The following is an 18823-nucleotide window of genomic DNA, read 5'->3' on the forward strand; positions in this document are numbered from 1 at the left end:
TGTCGTCGCGTTTAACGCGAGTAGAATTCGACGACCAGGTTCGGTTCCATCTGCACCGGGTACGGCACATCCGAGAGGGCCGGCACGCGGACATAGGTCGCGGTCTGCTTGTTGTGATCGACGTCGATATAGTCGGGCACATCGCGCTCGGCGAGCTGGTTAGCTTCCAGAACCACGGTGAGCTGCTTGGAGCGCTCGCGAACTTCGATCTTGTCGCCGACCTTGACCTGGTAGGACGGAATGTTGACGCGCTGGCCATTGACCATGACATGACCATGGTTGACGAACTGGCGGGCCGCAAACACGGTCGGGACGAACTTGGCGCGGTAGACGATGGCGTCCAGGCGCGACTCGAGCAGGCCGATCAGGTTCTCGCCGGTGTCGCCCTTGCGACGGTTGGCTTCGGCATAAAGACGCAGGAAGGCCTTTTCCGTGATCGAGCCGTAGTAGCCCTTGAGCTTCTGCTTGGCGCGGAGCTGCAGACCGAAGTCGCTCAGCTTGCCCTTGCGGCGCTGACCGTGCTGGCCGGGGCCATAGGCACGGGCGTTGAGCGGGGACTTTGGACGGCCCCAGATATTTTCGCCAAGACGGCGGTCAATCTTGTATTTAGCTGAATGACGCTTCGACATCGCGTATCCTTCTTCAAACGTTGAATGGATCGCGCCCTCCTCTGCCCTCGCTTTCACGAGGACCGACAGACTCCCAACAGAGAATCCCGGGTGCGCCTATGGGCCGGTTGGCCGGAATAGGTGGGCGCGTCTTAGAGGGGCAGACCGGGCGAGTCAAGCGCTGCGGCCTGATGCCTGCCTTTCGCGGTGAAATACATAGAGCCCGGATCCCAGAATGATTGCGGTGCCCACCCAGGTCCAGAAATCGGGGAAGTCGCCAAAGGCGATATAACCGACAATCGTGGCCCCGACGATCTCGATATACTGGAACGGCGCCAGCGTGGAGGCCGGTGTTCGCCGGAAGGCCTCAGTGAACAAGAAGAAGGTAAAGGCCGAAAGCGCCCCCATCAACACGAATTGCGCCCAGGGACCCTTCATATCGAGGCCCGATGCGGACACCAGTTCCATCCGGCCAAAGGCCAGCAGCCCGGCGCCAAGCAGGATGACTGCAACGAGGGTGAACCAGAACTGGATGGAGAGCGATGCCATGCGCGTCGAGAGCTTGCGCATTGCGATGGCGTTGATGGCAAAGGCCAGGGCGGCCAGAAGCGGCAGGAGCGAGGCCCAGCCGAAGATGTCCCAGCTCGGCCGGATGACCACCAGCACGCCGCCGAGGCCCACGGCAACAGCCAGATAGCGCCGCCAGCCGGTCTTTTCCTTGAGGATGAGCGCCGAGAGCACGGTGAGCATCAGCGGCTCAACAAAAAAGATCGCAATGGCCGTGGCGATCGGCATGGTGACAAAGGCACCGATCAGGGCGCTCAGCGTAATCGCCGAAGTGGCGCCGCCCAACAGGATCAAGCCCCAATGCCCGGTCTCCAGCCGGCGTCGCAGCACGACCAGCACCAGCCCGAGTACGATCAGTTGAAAGCCAAAGCGCCAGAAGGCGATTTCGAAGGGATTGAGCTGCCCGGTCAGCGATTTGGACAACGCATCACCAATGGGCACGATGGTGACCGCCAAAACCATGATTGCCATGCCGCTGCGCGACACGGCCTGGCTGCTGGCAGATTGAAGGGCCGAATCCGTCATGGCCCCTGTTTAGCGCAAACTCACGCCATGCGCTTGTCGATGTGCCGCTGGTTGCGCAATTGGGGGAAGATGCGGCTCCAGATCACGGCTACAGCCATGGCGCCGAAGCCCCCGATGACCACTGCGGGCACCGGCCCGATCAGATGCGCCACCGTGCCGGCGCGAAACTCGCCCAGCTCGTTTGAGGCACCGATGAACACGGAATTGACTGCGTTGACCCGGCCGCGCACCTCTTCGGGCGTCCAGAGCTGCATGATGGTTTCGCGAATGGTGACGCTGACCATGTCGGCCGCGCCCACCAGCGCCAGCGCGGGAATGGACACCCAGACGGTGGTCGAGAAGCCGAAAATGACGGTGAATGCACCGAACAGGCCAACAAACAGGAACAGCACCTTGCCGGCATGGTCGCGCACCGGAAAGCGCGTCAGATAAAGCGCCATGACGATGGCCCCCAGCCCCGGCGCGGCACGCAGCAGGCCCAGCTCGGTCGGCCCGGCATTGAGAATGTCCTTGGCATAGATCGGCAGCAGCGCCACTGCCCCACCCATCAACACGGCGAACATGTCGAGCGATATGGCACCCAGCACCACCTTGTTGGAAAAGATGTAGCGAAAGCCGCCAAACATGGTTTCAAGGCTCGTCGCCTGGTGCGACTGGCGTTTGGCCGGCTTGGGGATCAACATCACGGTGACGACGGCGCAGACCAGCAGCACTGCCGCCGTGCCGAACGCAAAACCGGGGGCAATGCCATAAAGCAGGCCACCGACGGCCGGCCCGGTGATCGACGCGAACTGCCAGGCCGAGGCATTGACGGTGATGGCATTGCTGAGCGCTTCGGACGGCACCAGATTGGGCGCCAATGATTGCGCCGCCGGCCCCCAGAAGGCGCGGGCCGTGCCCAGCACGACGAGAATGATGAAGATCGGCCAGACCTCATGCGCCTCGACATTGACCAGGGTCAGGAACGCCAGCGCACAACCAAGTTCAACGGTGAGACACACGGCCATGATACCGCGCCGGTTGAACCGGTCGGCGGTCAGCCCGGTGGCCAGAATCAGCAGCAGCGCGGGCAGGAACAGGCAGAGGCCCACCAGCCCCAGCAGGAAGGCATTGCCGGTGACATCATAGATCTGCCAGGCAATGGACACCGACATGATTTGCACCGCAAAGCTGACCAGCAGCGTGGTCAGCCAGAAGAAGCGGAAACCGATATAGGTGAAAGCGAGCTTGGACGGCTCGGAGGGGGCGTGTGCGCTCATGGTGCACTGCTCATCGCATTTCGGCGATGAACGGTCAAAGGAATAGACACAGGCCCCGTCAAGCCGATCTTTCCCCCAATGGGAGAGGTGCAGTCAGCCCTGCTCCTCGGTCTTGTCCGCCTTCTTCATCCGGTTCGGATTGGGCCGCTCGTGGCGGCGATCGATGGAGGAGATCACCCCGCGCAAAGTGCGGATTTCCTGGGAGGTGAAGCGGCCGCGGGTGAGCGCGGTGCGCAGATTGTTGACCATGCTCGGGCGCTTGTCGGGCGTGGTGAAGAAGCCCGATTGGTCCAGCACGCCCTCGAGATGTTCGAACAGGCCCACCAACTCGCTGCGCGGCGCGGCTTCGGCCAGGTTGTCGCCAAAGGGCAACGCCCGGCCCGCCTCGCTGGTGCGGCGCCATTCATAGGCCATGAGGAGCACGGCCTGGGCGATATTGAGCGAGGCAAAGGCGGCCTCGACCGGCAGGGTGACAATGGCGTCAGCCATCGCCACTTCCTCGTTCAGCAGGCCCCAGCGCTCCCGGCCGAACAAGAGGCCGGCCTTGTGCCCGCCGGCAATATGCCCGGCCATGGCCGATGATGCTTCCTCGGGGCCAAACACTTCCTTTTGCATATCGCGCGAACGGGCGGTCGTGGCATAGACCAGGGTGAGGTCCGCCATGGCCTCCTCAAGGGTCTCGAACACGCGGACGCGCTCCAGCACATGATCGGCGCGCGATGCGGCAGCAACGGCCTTTTCATTGGGCCAGCCATCGCGCGGCCGCACCAGCCGCATGTCCCAAAGCCCGAAATTGGCCATGGCCCGGGCCGCAGAACCGATGTTCTCGCCAAGCTGCGGCTCACACAGGATGATAGCCGGACAGGCTGTCAGGTTGAGGGGTTGTGAGCTGTCTGTGCCGGCCATCTGTCTTTATCCGCAGGAAAGTTGCGGCGACATAGCCCAAATGACCGATTTCAGCAAATCAGGCGACACGAGCTCGCATAGGCAGCTCCTGTACCTTTGCGGTGGGCCGCCATTCGCGGTCGAGCATGGCGAAATGCAGCTCCTCGTCCCACTCCCCCTGGAACAGGGCATGCTCGCGATAATGGGCCTCAAGCCGCATGCCCAGCTTCTGCATCAGCTTGATGGAATGATGGCTGCGTCCGTCGCAACGCACCATGAGACGGTGGATGCGGAAATGGTCGAAAGCCAGGTCGACCAGGGCCGTCAGCGCCTGGGTCAAATAGCCCTTGCCGCTGTGTGCCGGATCAATGGCAAAGCGCAACTCGCCCTGCCCGGCCGTCGCGTCTGACCATTTCAGGCTCACATGCCCCACCAGCACCGCATCGCCCTTGCGCACCATGGCCAGGGTCAGCGTTTCGCCGGGCCGGTGCAGCTCCACCTGCGAGCGCATGATGGCAAGGGCGGCGGCAACATCTTCTTCGTAGCGGGTCGGACGCTCGACATAGCGCTGCACCGATGGGAGGGTATGGTATCGTCTGACAGCGTCCAGATCACTGCGTTCAAACGGGCGCAAGACCAGGTGACCGGTCTCGATCGGCAGGCGCAAAGACGACATGATCCAACTTCCTCCGCAAGGATAGAGCAGCCCTGCTTCGGCAATGCCCGGCACGCGTCCCGGTTCCCGTCTCGATTGAGCAAATCTTTTTAGCCCGGTGGCTTGCCAAGCCGGAACATCAGACGTGCCGGAGAGATAGCCATTCATCTCGCAGAATCGCGTAGTAAAATTCCTCGTCCCACCTGCCCTTGAACAAGGCATGTTCGCGGAAATGCGCCTCCCGGCGCATGCCGAGGCGCTCCATCAGGCGCCAGGAGGGCTCGTTCTGGGCGCCGCACCGGGCAAAAATGCGGTGCAAGTCGGCCGGGCCGAACCCGAGATCGAGCAAGGCATTGGTCGCTTCAGTGGCATAGCCCCGGCCATGGTGGTCGGGATGGAAGATCCAGCCCAGTTCGCCCTGCCGCGCCTCGACCGACCGCCAGATCAGCGAGACTTCGCCCACCAGATGGCCGTTCGCGGCTGTTTCGACGGCTAGGACAATGCGGTCGCCCTCTTCTAGGAAGCCGGTCTGTGACGCACGCTGCTGGATTGCCAGCGCACACTCGTGACGGCTGAGCGGCGGATCGAACAGATAGCGCGCGACATCGTCCCGGCCGCGATAGGCAAAGACCCCATCAACATCGCCTCGCGTGAACGGGCGCAGGCGCAATCGTTCGGTCTGAAGTGGAAAGTCAGGATGCAGCGCCAATGGTTTCTCCCGGAGGGCGGCACCATTGCCCCTGCCGTGCGCCTTGGCAAGAACACTTGCCGCCACAAATGCTGCGTGTCAGCTTGCATCCATGACGAGCTCCACGCAAATTGACCAGCAAGCCAGTTGCGATTGCGGCGCCGTGCGGCTGCATGCACGAGGGCGCGTGATCTCGATGTTTCAGTGCGGGTGCCAGAACTGCCAGAAGGTGTCGGGCGGCGGCCACTCCAACGTGCTGCTTATGTCGGTCGATGCCGTGCGGGTGACCGGCGCGACCAAGAGCTTCACCCGGCCAGCCGAGTCCGGGGCGAACTTCACGCGCCACTTCTGCCCCGAATGCGGCACCACGCTCTATGCCGAATCGTCGCGCGCCCCGGCCTTCCGCATCCTGTTGGCGGGGCTGTTTGCCGGCGCCAATGACTGGTTCGCGCCCAACCAGTTGATCTTTGCGCGCAACCACCCGGACTGGGACCTGATCGAGGGCACCTTGCCCCGATATGAATCCTACCGCCCGGAGACACCGGCATGAGCATGGCATCGGAAGAACTGGCCGATCGAATCCGGGACCTGCTGGCCCCGGGTGAGAACATCCGTGAGCAGAAAATGTTCGGGGCCAATGCCTTCATGTCCAACGGCAATATGCTGGTCGCCCCGATGAAGGATGGTTCGCTTCTGGTGCGAGTGGGCAAGGAAGGTATGGATGAGGCCCTCACCAAGGATGGCGCAAGCGTGATGGCAATGGGGGGCCGCACCATGGGCGGTTTCGTGGTTGTCAGCGGCGATGCGTTGGAGGACGATTTCGCGCTCGGGGAATGGCTCGACCGGGCCCGCGCCTTTGTGAGGACGCTGCCGCCAAAATAGCTCTCCCCCATCCGGCAAGCCCCCTTGCCGAGCCTGTCTTTGCGCTTTGCTCTGGCGGTGCTATACGGACCGCCGAACAGGGCCAAGGGCCACAATCAGCATTTTTCAAGGGAGTTATTCGATGAGCAAGATCAAAGTCGCCAACCCGGTCGTGGACCTCGACGGCGATGAGATGACCCGGATCATCTGGCAGGCGATCAAGGACAAGCTCATCCATCCCTATCTCGACCTGCCGATCGAATATTACGATCTGTCGGTGGAAAACCGCGACGCAACCGATGACCAGGTGACCGTTGACGCGGCCAACGCCATCAAGAAGCATGGTGTCGGCATCAAATGCGCCACCATCACCCCCGACGAGGCCCGCGTCGAGGAATTCGGCCTCAAGAAGATGTGGCGCTCGCCCAACGGCACGATCCGCAACATCCTGGGCGGCGTGATCTTCCGCGAGCCCATTATCTGCCAGAACGTGCCGCGCCTGGTGCCGGGCTGGACCCAGCCGATCATCGTCGGCCGTCACGCCTTTGGCGACCAGTACCGCGCCACCGACTTCAAGTTCCCCGGCAAGGGCAAGCTGACCATGAAGTTCGTCGGCGAAGACGGCACCGAGATCGAGCATGAAGTGTTCGACGCTCCGGGCGCCGGCATTGCCATGGGCATGTATAACCTCGATGCCTCGATCACCGATTTCGCCCGCGCTTCGATGAACTACGCTCTCAACCGTGGCGTGCCCTGCTATCTCTCGACCAAGAACACCATTCTCAAGGTCTATGACGGTCGCTTCAAGGACATCTTCCAGGAGATCTACGAGGCCGAGTTCAAGGAGAAGTTCGAAGCCAAGAAGATCTGGTACGAGCACCGCCTGATCGACGACATGGTGGCCGCCGCTCTCAAGTGGTCCGGCGGCTATGTCTGGGCCTGTAAGAACTATGATGGCGATGTGCAGTCCGACACCGTTGCCCAGGGCTTCGGCTCGCTGGGCCTGATGACCTCGGTGCTGATGACCCCCGATGGCTCGGTCGTCGAGGCCGAAGCTGCCCACGGCACGGTGACCCGTCACTATCGCCAGCACCAGCAGGGCAAGGAAACCTCGACCAACTCCACCGCCTCGATTTTCGCCTGGACCCGTGGCCTGGCGCATCGCGCCAAGCTCGACAACAATGCCGAACTGGCCAAGTTTGCCGACACGCTGGAAAAGGTCACCGTGGATACCATCCAGGAAGGCAAGATGACCAAGGACCTGGCGCTGCTGGTCGGCCCGGATCAGCCCTGGCTGACCACCATGGGCTTCCTCGACGCGATCGATGCGAACCTGCAGAAAGCCATGGCCGCCTGAGGCTGAAACGCGACTGAATGCGAAGAGCCGGGGTCCCGCCCCGGCTTTTTTTGTTCGGCCAGCCCTGACGCAGGAAAAGGGGCACCGTCAGGTGCCCCTTTTTATGCTTCCGGCAATCAGAGCCTATTTCGTCTTGCTCTTGCTGACGCCCTTTTCGACCATGAGCTCGGTCCGCTCACCCGGCGTAACCGAGAAGCTGGCCTCCGTCTCGCTATCATCGTCATAGGTGACGACCACCACATAGTCGCCGCCCGGCAGAGTCGTCTGATGTACGGCGTCATAGCCGAACCCGACCCTCTGCCGATTGCCCTGCAGATCGGTCTTGGCGGAGAACATCTCGAACGAGTAGGCACCCGGCATGGTGATTGCGGCAACCCCGGCATCGAGCACCACGTCCACTTCGGTACGCTCTCCGCTCTCGATCACAAATGGCGCTTCGGCGATTGCCTCGCCCATTTTGACCATGGCCACATAGTTCCCGGGTACCAGTTGGTATTCATCGCCCGGGCCATAACCATAGCCAACCCTCTCTCTCGAGCCGTCGATTGCCTTGGCTGCCTTGAACAGGCTAACAGCCATGCCGCTGTCCTGAACCGGCATGCCCTCGACATAGCTGGCATTGATGACGGCGAGCCCGACCCCGGCCACCAGCTCCTTTTCCACCGTCTCTCCGGCGGCCAGCGTGAAGCTTTCCGATACCTCGCCCTGCCCGACCTTGGCGGTCACGGTGATCTCGCCGGCCGGAACGATGAATTCTGCTTCCGTATAGGCCCGATCGTCCCCGCCCGCATAGACGACGTCGATCGACGCCCCCTTGGCGACCGGTTCACCTTCGGCCGCATAGGCTCGCACGATCACCTTGCCTGCGTTCAGTACAAAATAGGGAGCGGCAAGCGTGTCGGCGGTGATTGTGACTGGCTGGCTCTGCTCAATGGGCCCATAGCGGACGAAAAGCTCATAATCGCCGGGCGCAATCTGCTTGTGGGGGACGCCATAGCCGAACTCGACCCGATCCCCGGCCTGCCGCAGCTACCAGGCAAGTCCCTTGCCCGTTTCACGGTTGAGCAATTCACCGCCCTCAGCCAGCGCAGCCTCAATGGTGAAGTTCTCATCCAGAATGGCGGGTTCCGGTTCAGGCACTGGCGCCGGTTTTGCCTGGGCAACTTCTGCGACCGTGGCTGTCAGGGCATCCACCAGATCATCGCCGTCCTGCGCTGAGAGATACTGTCCGCCTGTATTTTCTGCCAGGCACGCCACAGCGCGCCCCTCTTCATCTGAAAGGCCGAAGCCGAGCACATGCGTGGTGAAATCGATCCCCTGGCTCTCGAGTTCCCTACCCAGGGCGCACGGATCGACCTCACAGGTTTCCAGCCCGTCGGTGATCAGGATCACCGTCGCCTTCTGCTCTGTGAAGCGCAGATCCTCCGCGGCCAGCCGCACAGCGTCGCTCAACGGCGTCATGCCTTTTGGATTGATCCGGTCGGCCGCCGCGGCAATTGCCGCTCCTGTTCCCGCCGCCGGCTGCACCAGCATTTCGATATCGCCGCAGTTTCCCTTCTCGCGGTGACCATAACTCATCAGCCCCAGTTCAAGGTCGCCGGGCAGGTCTGCCAGCACCGACGACAGCGTCTCGCGCGCAATCGAAATGCGCGCCTCGCCATCGATCTGCGCCCACATCGACCCGGAGCCATCCAGAACGATGATTGCCCGCTCGGCGGCAAGCGACGGCGCGGCCAGACCAAGCGCAACCACCGCGCCGATCATGATCTTCTTCAATAGTCTCATGGGTATCGCCCTCCGATCAGAAGTGTTGCCGCCACGACCCGGCGGCACCTGCCCTGAAAAAGCCACGTGGCGGATGAAGCCGGGATGAACAGGCAGTTCAGAATTTTCTCTATCCCTGGGTTCGACGCTTTTGTCGCCAAGGCAACTCAGGCACCCGGCGCGTCGATCTGCAACTTCAAACTCTATGTTTGCAATGCTGATGACCCCACAGCATCGTGGGCGTATGGTGGGTCGTCCCTTCCGATTCTTCCATTTTTCCGGACCCTCAAGATGCCCGTCGGCGTAGTGCTGGCTTTTCTGGCCTATGCCAGCTTCTCGGTGGCAGATGCCCTGATCAAGACGACCGGCCCTGCCCTGTCGGTCTTCGAGATCGCTTTTTTCACCACCAGCTTTTCCATCATTCCGGCCATCTTGACCAAGCGCGGCGAGCGCTGGCGCGACATGTACAAGCTCGAACATCCCTGGCTGGTGCATCTACGTTGCCTGACGGCCATCTCGGGCACGGCCTGCGTGATGTATGCCTTTACCCATATCCAGTTTGCCGAAGTCTATGCCATCGGCTTCACAACACCCTTGTTTGTGACACTGCTGTCCGTGCTGCTGCTGCGCGAACATGTGGCGCTGCATCGCTGGGTGCTGTTGTTCATCAGCTTTTTGGGCGTGGTGCTGGTGATCCGGCCGGGCATGCGGGCGCTGGAAACCGGGCATTTCGTGATGATGGCCGGTGCTGTGCTGGGCGCGATCACCACCACGATCCTGCGCCATGTGGCGCCCAAGGAACGGCGGGTCAGCCTGGTCGGCCTGCAGGTGCTCTATTCGGCCATCGTCAATGCAGTGCTGATGCTGCCCGACTTTGTGGTGCCGACACCGGCGCAGCTGGGCGTGTTGCTCGGCATTGGCCTGCTCGGCGGCATGGGCGGCCTGCTGCTGATCCAGGCCAGCCGGCAGACCCCGGCCAATCTGATTGCCCCTGTGCAATACAGCCAGCTGATTTGGGCCATCCTGTTTGGCGCCCTGTTCTTCAATGAATATCCGGACTGGATCGCCATTGCCGGCATGTTGGTGGTCGTCAGCGCCGGGCTGCTCAACGTGTTGACCGAACGCCCGCGCATCCGCTGGAAGCCGCGCATCTTCTTCTTCCGCATCGGGCAATAGGCCTGTCGCGCGATCAGTGGACGATGTTGTCCCAATGGTCCTGCCGTTCGAGAATGACCGGACCATCCGCAAGGCTGCGTCGAATGGTCAGCCGCGAATGCATATGCGCCGTCGACCGGCGGGCCGCGTGTTGCGCGCCAGGCAATTCCATGCGCCGGCGGTCCGGTCCCAAATAATCGGCCGTCTCGATATAGACGATGTTCTGGTTGAGCTGCCGCGTCAGCCGGTCCACAAGCAATTGCGGCTGTTCCGGCAGGCAGAGAATGTCGTCAAACCCCATCTGCACATAGCTGAGGAAGGTGGTTGCGTCGCAATCCTGAGCGACCAGGATCACCGGGGCCAGCCGCACCTTTAGCGAGGGATATCGCCTCACGCGCGCCAGCGTCTCCGCATTTTCGGCATCAGGCGTTGCGAAATGAAGCAGGAAATAGATGATCGGCGCAGGCCGGACCCGAAGCACGGCGACATCGAGAAAGTGGACGAAAAGACCAAAGCCGGTGGCTTTTGCGAAGCGCTCAAGACTTTTGTACGGCGCTCCCAGGGAACAGCAGGCCACCGCCGCGCAATCCGAAAGGACATTGGCTCGTCCCGTCATCCACGCTCGTCCTCTTCACGATTGGACGATACTAGAGCAACACCGTTCGGCCTCACATGAAAAAACGCTGTCCAGCGTGCAACCACACTGAACAGCGTTCCTAAAATTGTCGCCGGGGCCCCTTTAGAGCAGGGCCCGGATCGCGGCGATCGCGTCGTCGGCCTTCGAGCCATCCGGACCGCCACCCTGCGCCATGTCGGGACGGCCACCGCCTCCCTGGCCGCCCAGGGCCGCCGTGGCCGATTTGATCAGCGTGCCGGCGGCATAGCGGCTGGTGAGGTCTTCGGTGACGCCAATGGCCACCGTGCCCTTGCCATCTTCGCCCTTGAGCACCATGACGACGATGCCCGAGCCGACGCGCTTTTTTTCAGCATCGACCACCGACTTGATGTCCTTGGCCGCAACACCTTCCACGACACGGCCCACAAAGGTCACGCCATTGACCGTTTCGCTGGCGCCGGCACGTTCGCCCCCGCCGCCAAGAGCCAGCTTCTGGCGGGCATCGGCCAGTGCCTTTTCCGCACTTTTGAGCTGGCCTTGCAGAGCCTCGATGCGGTCGAGCACGTCATGCGGGCCGGAACGCAAGAGGCCGGCGGCAGAGGCCACGATATTGGTATTGGCATTGCCCCGATGCCGCGCGGCGTGGCCCGTCAGCGCCTCGATACGGCGTACGCCGGCGGCAACCGCGCCTTCGGCCACCACGGAAACCAGGCCGATATCGCCGGTGCGGCGGACATGGGTGCCACCGCACAGCTCCACCGACCAGCCAAGCCCGTTGCCGGTCGGCTCGCCCATGGAAACCACGCGTACCTCATCACCGTATTTTTCGCCGAACAAGGCGCGCGCGCCCGACTCCTTGGCTTCCTCAACACCCATCAGCCGGGTTTCGACCGGGGTGTTCTGCAGGATGATGGTATTGGCGATGTCCTCGACCTCGGCCATTTCCTGCGGGGTCATCGGTTTGGTGTGGACAAAGTCGAAGCGCAGGCGGTCCGCCGAGACCAGCGACCCCTTCTGTGCGACATGATCGCCGAGCACCAGGCGCAGGGCCTCATGCAGCAAGTGCGTGGCCGAGTGGTTGGCTCGGATCGACGAGCGGCGACCGTGATCGACCAGCAGTTCTACCGCTTGGCCGCGCTTGAGCGTCCCTTCAGTGACCTTGACCTTGTGGGCAAAGACGCCGTGGTGCTTGCCGGTGTCCAGCACGTCGGCGGCAATGCCCTCGCCCTTGATGACGCCGCTATCGCCGACCTGGCCGCCGCTCTCGCCATAGAACGGGGTCTGGTTGACAACGACGATGCCGTCCTGGCCTGCGTCGATGGCATCGACCTCGGCCCCATCCACGAGCAAGGCCTTGATTTCGCCTTCCGCCGTTTCGGTCTCATAGCCCAGAAACTCGGTGGGGCCGAGCTTGTCGGCCAGCCCGTACCAGACTGTGTCGGTGGCCGCTTCGCCCGAGCCGGCCCAGTTCTTGCGGGCCTCCGCCTTCTGCTGGGCCATGGCGGCATCGAACCCAGCCTGATCGACGCTGATATTGCGCGAGCGCAGCGCGTCCTGGGTCAGATCGAGCGGAAAACCATAGGTGTCATAGAGCTTGAAGGCGGTGGCGCCATCCAGCACGGCGCCTTCGCCCAGCGCGGCCGTTTCAGATTCGAGGATCTGCAGGCCACGGCCAAGCGTCTTGAGGAAGCGGCCTTCCTCAAGGCGTACGGTCTCGGCGATCATCGCTTCGCCGCGCGACAATTCGGGATAGGCCTGGCCCATCTCGCGCACCAGGGTGGGAACCAGCTTGTGGATCACCGGCTCATTGGCGCCGAGCAGGGTGGCATGGCGCATGGCGCGGCGCATGATACGGCGCAGCACATAGCCGCGGCCCTCATTGGAGGGCAGGACGCCCTCGGCAATTAGGAAACTCATCGAGCGCAAATGGTCCGCGATCACGCGCAGGCTGCGATTGCCCGGGCCGTTGACGTCTGCATGGGTCGCATTGGCGGCAGCGCCAATCAGCGCCTTGAACAGGTCGATATCGTAGTTGTCGTGCACGCCCTGCATAACGGCGGCAATGCGCTCGAGCCCCATGCCGGTGTCGATTGAGGGGCGCGGCAGGCCGGTGCGCGAACCATCGGGATGCTGCTCATACTGCATGAACACCAGGTTCCAGATCTCGATCCAGCGATCGCCATCTTCCTCGGGCGAACCCGGCGGGCCACCCCAGACCTTGTCGCCGTGATCATAGAAGATTTCCGAGCATGGACCGCAGGGGCCGGTGTCGCCCATCTGCCAGAAATTGGACTTGGCGCCGAGCCGCACGATGCGGTCCTCGGACAGGCCGGCGATCTTTTTCCACAGTTCCATGGCCTCGTCATCGTCTTCATAGACGGTGACCATGAGCTTGTCCCTGGGCAGCGCCCAGTCCTTGGTGAGCAGGTTCCAGGCCAGCTCGATGGCCTGGTCCTTGAAATAGTCACCAAAGGAAAAATTCCCCAGCATTTCAAAGAAGGTGTGGTGGCGCGCGGTGAACCCCACATTGTCCAGGTCATTATGCTTGCCACCCGCCCGCACGCATTTCTGCGCGGTCGCGGCCGTCGAATAAGGCCGCTTTTCAACCCCGGTAAACACGTTCTTGAACTGCACCATGCCCGCATTGGTGAACATCAGCGTCGGGTCATTGCGCGGCACCAGGGGGCTCGAGGCGACGGGCTCGTGTCCGTTGCTGGCGAAGTAACCCACAAAACTGGAACGAAGGTCGTTTACGCTGGTCATGCAGAGGCTTTCATGGCGAGCGGACGCGGACGCGCCCAATAGGAAAATCGGGGCTTTTTATCTTGCCAGCGCAAGCTGTGTCCAGCGCCGGGCTCGGAGTTCTTCTGAACAGACAAAAACCCCCGCCGAAGCGGGGGTGAATGCATGGGATATTGGCGGTCTATCAGTCTTCGCTGCTGTCTTCGCCACCGGCAACCAGCAGGACCTCGCCCAGCAGGCCGGAGCTTTCGCGCACACCCTGCTCGATAGTGGCGGCGATCTCAGGATTGTCCTTGAGAAACTGGCGGGAATTTTCACGCCCCTGCCCCAGACGCTGACTATCCCAGGAGAACCAGGCGCCGGCCTTTTCGACAATGCCGGACTTGACGCCCAGATCGAGCAATTCGCCGGTCTTGGAAATGCCTTCGCCATACATGATGTCGAATTCAACCTGACGGAACGGCGGGGCCAGCTTGTTCTTGACCACCTTGACGCGGGTCTGGTTGCCCACAACTTCCTCGCGGTCCTTGATTGCGCCAATGCGGCGGATGTCCAGGCGCACCGAAGCGTAGAACTTGAGCGCATTGCCGCCCGTGGTGGTTTCGGGCGAGCCATACATCACCCCGATCTTCATGCGGATCTGATTGATGAAGATCACCAGGCACTTGGACTTGGAAATCGAGCCGGTGAGCTTGCGCATCGCCTGGCTCATCAGGCGGGCCTGCTGGCCGGGCAGGCTGTCGCCCATCTCGCCTTCAAGTTCAGCGCGCGGCGTAAGCGCGGCAACGGAGTCGACCACCAGCACGTCGATGGCGCCGGAGCGCACCAGCGTATCGGTGATTTCAAGCGCCTGCTCGCCGGCATCGGGCTGGGAGATCAGCAGATCATCGACATTGACGCCCAGCTTGCGGGCATAGACCGGATCGAGCGCATGCTCGGCATCGACAAAGGCACAAATGCCGCCTTTGCGCTGCGCCTCGGCAATGACATGCAGCGCCAGCGTGGTCTTGCCCGAGCTTTCCGGCCCGAAAATCTCGACAATGCGGCCCTTTGGCAGTCCGCCAATGCCCAGCGCGATGTCGAGACCAAGCGAGCCGGTGGAGATCGATTCGACCTCGATGGACGAATTCTCGCCCAGGCGCATGATCGAGCCCTTGCCGAAATTCCGTTCAATCTGGCTCAGCGCGGCCGAGAGAGCCTTATCCTTATCCATCGATCCACCTTCAACAACGCGAAGCGGCGAAGCTGCCATAATGCTCTCTCCTTATTTCACGCTCTCGGAACCCATGCAACGAGAGCTGCCAATGCCAGATGTGTTCTATTCGTGCTATATTTGTTCTCATTTTGTTTCGAAGGCGTCAAGAGACAAAATGAGAACATCGCATCGGGACCGGAGGAGCCGCCTGGTTCGGTGGATAGGACGATTCTCCCTCGCCGTCTGCCTCGGCAAAAAAGTATGATTTTTGACTGGACAGTTTGGCCCGGGATCAGTTTTATGCCGCCAATGGCAAACCGGGGACTTCTGATGCACCTGATCCAGTATATCGATGACAAGGGCAACCGCGCCGTGGGCGTCACGCGCGACGGCCAGACCCGGCAGCTCAAGGGTGTCAGCAGCGTCTATGCACTCGTGCAGGAAGCCCTGGCCGGCGTTGGCGGCCTGCCCGGCGCCGTCGAGGCCCACGGGCTTGGCGACCCCATCGACAAGGCCGTGCTGGCGCGCGAAGGCCGTCTGCTGGCGCCGATCGATCATCCCGATCCGGCCCATCTGCACGTCACCGGCACGGGCCTGACCCATCTCGGCTCCGCCGCAACGCGCGACGCCATGCACAAGGCCAATGGCGAAAAGCCGGCCGGTGAATTGACCGACAGCATGAAGATGTTCCGCATGGGGCTCGAGAACGGCAAGCCGGCAGAGGGCGAAAAGGGCGTGCAGCCCGAGTGGTTCTACAAGGGCAATGGCCATATCGTGGTCAATCCGGGCCAGCCCATCCCCTCCCCGTCCTTTGCACTGGACGCTGGCGAAGAGCCCGAAATCGCCGGCATTTATGTCATCGACGCCGAAGGCCAGCCACGCCGGCTCGGCTTCGCATTGGGCAATGAATTCTCCGACCATGTGACCGAGCGGATCAACTATCTCTATTTGGCCCACTCAAAGCTGCGGGCCTGTTCCTTTGGGCCTGAATTGCGCGTGGGCGACCTGCCGCGCCATATCGAGGGCATGTCCCGCATTCTGCGAGACGGCGAAGTGCTGTGGGAAAAGCCGTTCCTCAGCGGCGAAGACAATATGAGCCACACCATCGCCAACCTGGAATATCACCACTTCAAGTACGATCTGTTCTGCCAGCCGGGCGACGTGCATGTGCATATGTTCGGCACGGCGACGCTGAGTTTTGCCGATGGCATTTCCACCAAGCCCGACGATGTCTTTGAAATCGAGGAAGACCAGTTTGGCCTGGCCCTGCGCAACCCGGTGCAGATGGAGGAGGAAAAGCCAGTGGTGATCGGCGGGCTCTATTGAGATTCAGAGCCTCGGCTGGACATCGCCCTTCGCGCCAGAACGTCGGATTCGGGCGCGTGAGCACCCAACCCGCAATCCCTCCCCTTCGAGGGGAGGGAGGCGCAGGACCTTAGGGTCAGCGTTCATCATCTGCCTCCCCTTATGGGGAGGGAACAAGGGTGGGGGTTCTTTACTCCAATCAACTAACATGTCAGTTATGCCACCACCCTGAGGGAGGATGGACATGACCGCTCGCAACTTCGAAAAACGCCGCATTGCCCGGACCGATCTCGAGGTCACGACGTTGGGTCTGGGCGGGGCAAGCCTGGCCGGCATCTTTTCAGCGGTTCCGGCCGAACAAGCCCGGGCAACGGTCGCTCATGCTCTTGACCAGGGCCTCGACTATGTCGATACGGCCCCGCAATATGGGCTGGGACGGTCCGAACACCTGGTGGGTGATGTGGTGCGCGCAGCCAGTCCCCGCCCGGTCATTTCCACCAAGGTCGGTCGCCTGCTCAAGCCTGTCGACCCGGGGGTGCAGGACAAGGGCAATTGGGTTGATCCCCTGCCCTTCGACCAGGTTTATGACTATTCCTATGACGGCATCATGCGCTCGCATGCCGACAGCCTGCAGCGGCTTGGCCTCGAACGGGTCGATATACTTTATGTCCATGATATCGGCGTAGCGACGCACGGCGCCGAGGCCAATAAGCCGCTCTGGGAGCAGCTTGCCTCGGGTGGCTACAAGGCCCTGCGCGAATTGCGCGACAGCGGCGCAGTGAAAGCCATTGGTCTGGGCGTCAATGAGTGGGAAGTGTGCATGGATGCCTTCGCCCTGGGCGATTGGGACGTGTTCCTGCTCGCCGGGCGCTATACCCTGCTCGAACAGACCGCTTTGGCGCCCTTCATGACCACCTGCATCGAGCGCAAGGCCTCGGTGGTAGTCGGGGGCCCATTCAATTCCGGCATTCTGGTGGGCGGCGACAAGTTCAACTATGCCAAGGCCCCAGACGATGTTGTCCAGCGCGTGCGGGCCATCGAGGCCGTCTGCAAATCCTTCAACGTGCCCCTGCCCGCCGCCGCGCTGCAGTTTCCGTTGACCCATCCGGCGGTGTGCAATGTGCTGCCCGGCCCGCGCTCGCCACAGGAACTGGACGGGATTCTTGATTGGTGGGACACTAAAATCCCCGACGCACTCTGGTCCACCCTGGCCGATGAGGGCCTCTTGGCGCCCGGCACACCCATTCCCGGCGGCACCGCTTGACGAGATCCGCGAACGAGCCATACAAATAACTGTTTGGTTCTGTAACTGGATCGTTTTGAATGATCGATGCCGCGCGTCTAGACGCCACTTTTCATGCCCTGTCCGACCCCACCCGCCGGGCCATTCTGGCGCGGCTGGCGGCCGAGGGTGATATTACGGTCATGGACCTGGCCGAACCCTTCGAAATGAGCCAGCCGGCCATATCCAAGCATCTCAAGGTGCTCGAGGAGGCAGGCTTGGTCTCCCGGGGCAGGGATGCGCAGCGCCGCCCGGTGCATCTTGAGGCGCAGCCTTTGGCCGAGGCCACCGGCTGGCTGATCGAATATCGCCAATATTGGGCGGCCCAGTTCGGGCGGCTCGACGACTTGCTGGGCGAATTGCAGCGCCTGGAGGCGGCGTCCGGCAAAACATAGGAGGCAAGCAATGCAGATTGGTGACCCGCTTTCGGTGAAGACGCCAAGCGACAAGCAGATTGTCATCACTCGCGGTTTCGCGGCGCCACCGCATCTGGTCTATGCCTGCTATACCCAGCCCAGCCTCATTCGCCGCTGGCTCACCGGCCCCGATGGCTGGACCATGCCGGTCTGCACTTATGACGCGCGGATCGGCGGGTCCTACAGGTTCGAATGGCATGGACCCGGCGGCGAAGGTTTTCTGGCCGTCTCGGGCGATATCAAGCAGATCGAAGCCATTCGCTATATCGACAGCCGGGAAATCTTCGATGCCGGCGTCATGGGACCTGCCTGCCGGGCCGAACTTGCCTTCGCGCAGGAGGGACAGGGCACCAAGCTGGCCAACACATTGACCTATACCTCCCTCGCCCATCGCGACATGGTCGCGGCGACCGGGATGGCGGAAGGCATGGAAATGAGTTTTCAGAGTCTGGATCGATTGTTGGCCGAAGAGCAGCGGTGAGCCCCTGGCGGAATCATCAATTCAGGTCTAGCGCGCAAGCCTTTAGAAACTCGAAGGGAATCATGTCCAGCACCCGCTTGTTGGTCGAACGCAGATAGACCCGTGGCGCCTTGCCGGCATTGTGGGCCTGGGCCCAGCGTGCGGCGACCAGGCACCACCGATTGCCCGCAACCAGCCCCGGAAAGTTGAACTCTGGGCGCGGGGTCGAGAGGTCATTCCCCACGCTTGCCGAAAAAGCCAGGAATTCGGCGGTTGCGGCAATGCAGATCAGATGCACCGCACCGCCAGCGGGACCTGCCGAGCAGTGACCATTGCGGAAATAGCCGGTCAACGGATCGTGCGAGCATGGCTGCAGCGGTTCACCCAGCACATTAAGCTCGACCGGATCTTCGATGCGGACGTTCAAATTCATGCTCCCGTCAAGCGGAGCCCCATGGCTGGGGCCCCATCATTGACGCTCGG

The 18823-nt window shown here is 62.1% G+C and carries 20 protein-coding genes; 8 read left to right on the forward strand and 12 right to left on the reverse strand.

The genetic code is table 11. The features are described 5' to 3' along the window. Positions 1 to 11: 11 nt before the first annotated feature. From rpsD to GO014_RS06020, 6 genes are all read right to left on the reverse strand, one after another. Entirely contained in the window at positions 12 to 629 is a 618-nt protein-coding gene (gene rpsD, locus GO014_RS05995; protein WP_157289471.1) for a 30S ribosomal protein S4, read from the reverse strand. A 153-nt stretch (positions 630 to 782) separates the two neighbouring features. Further along, positions 783 to 1700 (reverse strand): DMT family transporter, encoded by a 918-nt coding sequence (locus GO014_RS06000; RefSeq protein WP_157289472.1) that lies wholly within the window; start codon positions 1698 to 1700, stop codon positions 783 to 785. Between the two features lie 20 nt (positions 1701 to 1720). Continuing rightward, positions 1721 to 2959 (reverse strand): MFS transporter, encoded by a 1239-nt coding sequence (locus GO014_RS06005; protein WP_157289473.1) that lies wholly within the window; start codon positions 2957 to 2959, stop codon positions 1721 to 1723. Between the two features lie 93 nt (positions 2960 to 3052). Beyond that, a complete protein-coding gene (locus GO014_RS06010; RefSeq protein WP_116588400.1) occupies positions 3053 to 3865 on the reverse strand; it encodes an RNA methyltransferase in 813 nt (270 codons plus the stop codon). A 58-nt stretch (positions 3866 to 3923) separates the two neighbouring features. Next, positions 3924 to 4520 carry a GNAT family N-acetyltransferase gene (locus GO014_RS06015; RefSeq protein WP_157289474.1) on the reverse strand — a complete coding sequence of 199 codons (597 nt, stop codon included), beginning with the start codon at positions 4518 to 4520 and terminating at the stop codon, positions 3924 to 3926. Positions 4521 to 4638: 118 nt separating this feature from the next. After that, on the reverse strand, positions 4639 to 5208 hold the full coding sequence (locus GO014_RS06020) for a GNAT family N-acetyltransferase (RefSeq protein WP_246204383.1): 570 nt from the start codon (positions 5206 to 5208) through the stop codon (positions 4639 to 4641). Between the two features lie 91 nt (positions 5209 to 5299). Between GO014_RS06020 and GO014_RS06025 the strand changes: the two genes are divergently transcribed. From GO014_RS06025 to GO014_RS06035, 3 genes are all read left to right on the forward strand, one after another. After that, a complete protein-coding gene (locus GO014_RS06025) occupies positions 5300 to 5737 on the forward strand; it encodes a GFA family protein (RefSeq protein WP_484481999.1) in 438 nt (145 codons plus the stop codon). Beyond that, positions 5734 to 6069, forward strand: a complete 336-nt coding sequence (locus tag GO014_RS06030) for a TfoX/Sxy family protein (protein ID WP_116588397.1) — start codon at positions 5734 to 5736, stop codon at positions 6067 to 6069. The genes GO014_RS06025 and GO014_RS06030 overlap by 4 nt, the downstream gene beginning before the upstream one ends. Before the next feature lie 121 nt (positions 6070 to 6190). Beyond that, a complete protein-coding gene (locus GO014_RS06035) occupies positions 6191 to 7405 on the forward strand; it encodes an NADP-dependent isocitrate dehydrogenase (RefSeq protein WP_157289476.1) in 1215 nt (404 codons plus the stop codon). A gap of 123 nt (positions 7406 to 7528) precedes the next feature. On the opposite strand, the gene GO014_RS06040 is transcribed toward GO014_RS06035, so the two are convergent. Further along, the gene (locus GO014_RS06040) at positions 7529 to 8257 is read right to left on the reverse strand and encodes a hypothetical protein (protein WP_179952924.1); all 729 of its coding nucleotides are present in this window, start codon (positions 8255 to 8257) and stop codon (positions 7529 to 7531) included. A gap of 177 nt (positions 8258 to 8434) precedes the next feature. After that, positions 8435 to 9190 carry a vWA domain-containing protein gene (locus GO014_RS06045; RefSeq protein ID WP_157289478.1) on the reverse strand — a complete coding sequence of 252 codons (756 nt, stop codon included), beginning with the start codon at positions 9188 to 9190 and terminating at the stop codon, positions 8435 to 8437. 270 nt (positions 9191 to 9460) lie between these two features. Here GO014_RS06045 and GO014_RS06050 point away from each other — a divergent pair, with 270 nt between their 5' ends. Then, positions 9461 to 10345, forward strand: coding sequence for a DMT family transporter (locus GO014_RS06050; RefSeq protein ID WP_179952925.1), 885 nt, complete (start codon positions 9461 to 9463; stop codon positions 10343 to 10345). A 13-nt stretch (positions 10346 to 10358) separates the two neighbouring features. Here the strand turns inward: GO014_RS06050 and GO014_RS06055 are convergent, their stop codons facing one another. From GO014_RS06055 to recA, 3 genes are all read right to left on the reverse strand, one after another. Beyond that, a complete protein-coding gene (locus tag GO014_RS06055; RefSeq protein ID WP_157289480.1) occupies positions 10359 to 10940 on the reverse strand; it encodes a hypothetical protein in 582 nt (193 codons plus the stop codon). A 123-nt stretch (positions 10941 to 11063) separates the two neighbouring features. Next, positions 11064 to 13703 carry an alanine--tRNA ligase gene (gene alaS / locus GO014_RS06060; RefSeq protein WP_157289481.1) on the reverse strand — a complete coding sequence of 880 codons (2640 nt, stop codon included), beginning with the start codon at positions 13701 to 13703 and terminating at the stop codon, positions 11064 to 11066. Positions 13704 to 13866: 163 nt separating this feature from the next. Continuing rightward, entirely contained in the window at positions 13867 to 14934 is a 1068-nt protein-coding gene (recA, locus tag GO014_RS06065) for a recombinase RecA (protein ID WP_104893970.1), read from the reverse strand. A gap of 273 nt (positions 14935 to 15207) precedes the next feature. On the opposite strand from recA, the gene araD1 reads away from it, so the two are divergent. The 4 genes from araD1 (at position 15208) to GO014_RS06085 (ending at position 18361) form a co-directional block, all read left to right on the forward strand. Beyond that, complete coding sequence (gene araD1, locus GO014_RS06070) at positions 15208 to 16203, forward strand: AraD1 family protein (RefSeq protein WP_157289482.1); 996 nt, start codon at positions 15208 to 15210, stop codon at positions 16201 to 16203. Positions 16204 to 16426: 223 nt separating this feature from the next. Beyond that, complete coding sequence (locus GO014_RS06075) at positions 16427 to 17446, forward strand: aldo/keto reductase (RefSeq protein WP_157289483.1); 1020 nt, start codon at positions 16427 to 16429, stop codon at positions 17444 to 17446. Between the two features lie 59 nt (positions 17447 to 17505). Continuing rightward, positions 17506 to 17859: an ArsR/SmtB family transcription factor gene (locus GO014_RS06080; RefSeq protein WP_157289484.1), complete on the forward strand. Its 354-nt coding sequence runs from the start codon at positions 17506 to 17508 to the stop codon at positions 17857 to 17859. 10 nt (positions 17860 to 17869) lie between these two features. Continuing rightward, positions 17870 to 18361 (forward strand): SRPBCC domain-containing protein, encoded by a 492-nt coding sequence (locus GO014_RS06085; RefSeq protein WP_157289485.1) that lies wholly within the window; start codon positions 17870 to 17872, stop codon positions 18359 to 18361. Positions 18362 to 18377: 16 nt separating this feature from the next. Here GO014_RS06085 and GO014_RS06090 read toward each other — a convergent pair whose 3' ends face one another. Further along, positions 18378 to 18773: a DUF2237 family protein gene (locus GO014_RS06090; protein ID WP_157289486.1), complete on the reverse strand. Its 396-nt coding sequence runs from the start codon at positions 18771 to 18773 to the stop codon at positions 18378 to 18380. Between the last annotated feature and the right edge of the window lie 50 nt (positions 18774 to 18823).

The sequence above is a fragment of the Devosia marina genome (assembly GCF_009758415.1).
GTDB classification, from domain to species: Bacteria; Pseudomonadota; Alphaproteobacteria; order Rhizobiales; family Devosiaceae; genus Devosia; species Devosia marina.

Excerpts from the sequence above, each read along its gene's own strand:
- GO014_RS06005 (WP_157289473.1), bottom strand. The coding sequence starts at position 2,959 with ATGAGCGCACACGCCCCCTCCGAGCCGTCCAAGCTCGCTTTCACCTAT.
- rpsD (WP_157289471.1), bottom strand. The coding sequence starts at position 629 with ATGTCGAAGCGTCATTCAGCTAAATACAAGATTGACCGCCGTCTTGGC.
- GO014_RS06045 (WP_157289478.1), bottom strand. The coding sequence starts at position 9,190 with ATGAGACTATTGAAGAAGATCATGATCGGCGCGGTGGTTGCGCTTGGT.
- GO014_RS06050 (WP_179952925.1), top strand. The coding sequence starts at position 9,461 with ATGCCCGTCGGCGTAGTGCTGGCTTTTCTGGCCTATGCCAGCTTCTCG.
- GO014_RS06085 (WP_157289485.1), top strand. The coding sequence starts at position 17,870 with ATGCAGATTGGTGACCCGCTTTCGGTGAAGACGCCAAGCGACAAGCAG.
- alaS (WP_157289481.1), bottom strand. The coding sequence starts at position 13,703 with ATGACCAGCGTAAACGACCTTCGTTCCAGTTTTGTGGGTTACTTCGCC.
- GO014_RS06025 (WP_484481999.1), top strand. The coding sequence starts at position 5,300 with ATGACGAGCTCCACGCAAATTGACCAGCAAGCCAGTTGCGATTGCGGC.
- GO014_RS06090 (WP_157289486.1), bottom strand. The coding sequence starts at position 18,773 with ATGAATTTGAACGTCCGCATCGAAGATCCGGTCGAGCTTAATGTGCTG.
- GO014_RS06035 (WP_157289476.1), top strand. The coding sequence starts at position 6,191 with ATGAGCAAGATCAAAGTCGCCAACCCGGTCGTGGACCTCGACGGCGAT.
- GO014_RS06080 (WP_157289484.1), top strand. The coding sequence starts at position 17,506 with ATGATCGATGCCGCGCGTCTAGACGCCACTTTTCATGCCCTGTCCGAC.
- GO014_RS06010 (WP_116588400.1), bottom strand. The coding sequence starts at position 3,865 with ATGGCCGGCACAGACAGCTCACAACCCCTCAACCTGACAGCCTGTCCG.
- GO014_RS06015 (WP_157289474.1), bottom strand. The coding sequence starts at position 4,520 with ATGTCGTCTTTGCGCCTGCCGATCGAGACCGGTCACCTGGTCTTGCGC.
- GO014_RS06030 (WP_116588397.1), top strand. The coding sequence starts at position 5,734 with ATGAGCATGGCATCGGAAGAACTGGCCGATCGAATCCGGGACCTGCTG.
- GO014_RS06075 (WP_157289483.1), top strand. The coding sequence starts at position 16,427 with ATGACCGCTCGCAACTTCGAAAAACGCCGCATTGCCCGGACCGATCTC.
- recA (WP_104893970.1), bottom strand. The coding sequence starts at position 14,934 with ATGGCAGCTTCGCCGCTTCGCGTTGTTGAAGGTGGATCGATGGATAAG.
- araD1 (WP_157289482.1), top strand. The coding sequence starts at position 15,208 with ATGCACCTGATCCAGTATATCGATGACAAGGGCAACCGCGCCGTGGGC.
- GO014_RS06055 (WP_157289480.1), bottom strand. The coding sequence starts at position 10,940 with ATGACGGGACGAGCCAATGTCCTTTCGGATTGCGCGGCGGTGGCCTGC.
- GO014_RS06000 (WP_157289472.1), bottom strand. The coding sequence starts at position 1,700 with ATGACGGATTCGGCCCTTCAATCTGCCAGCAGCCAGGCCGTGTCGCGC.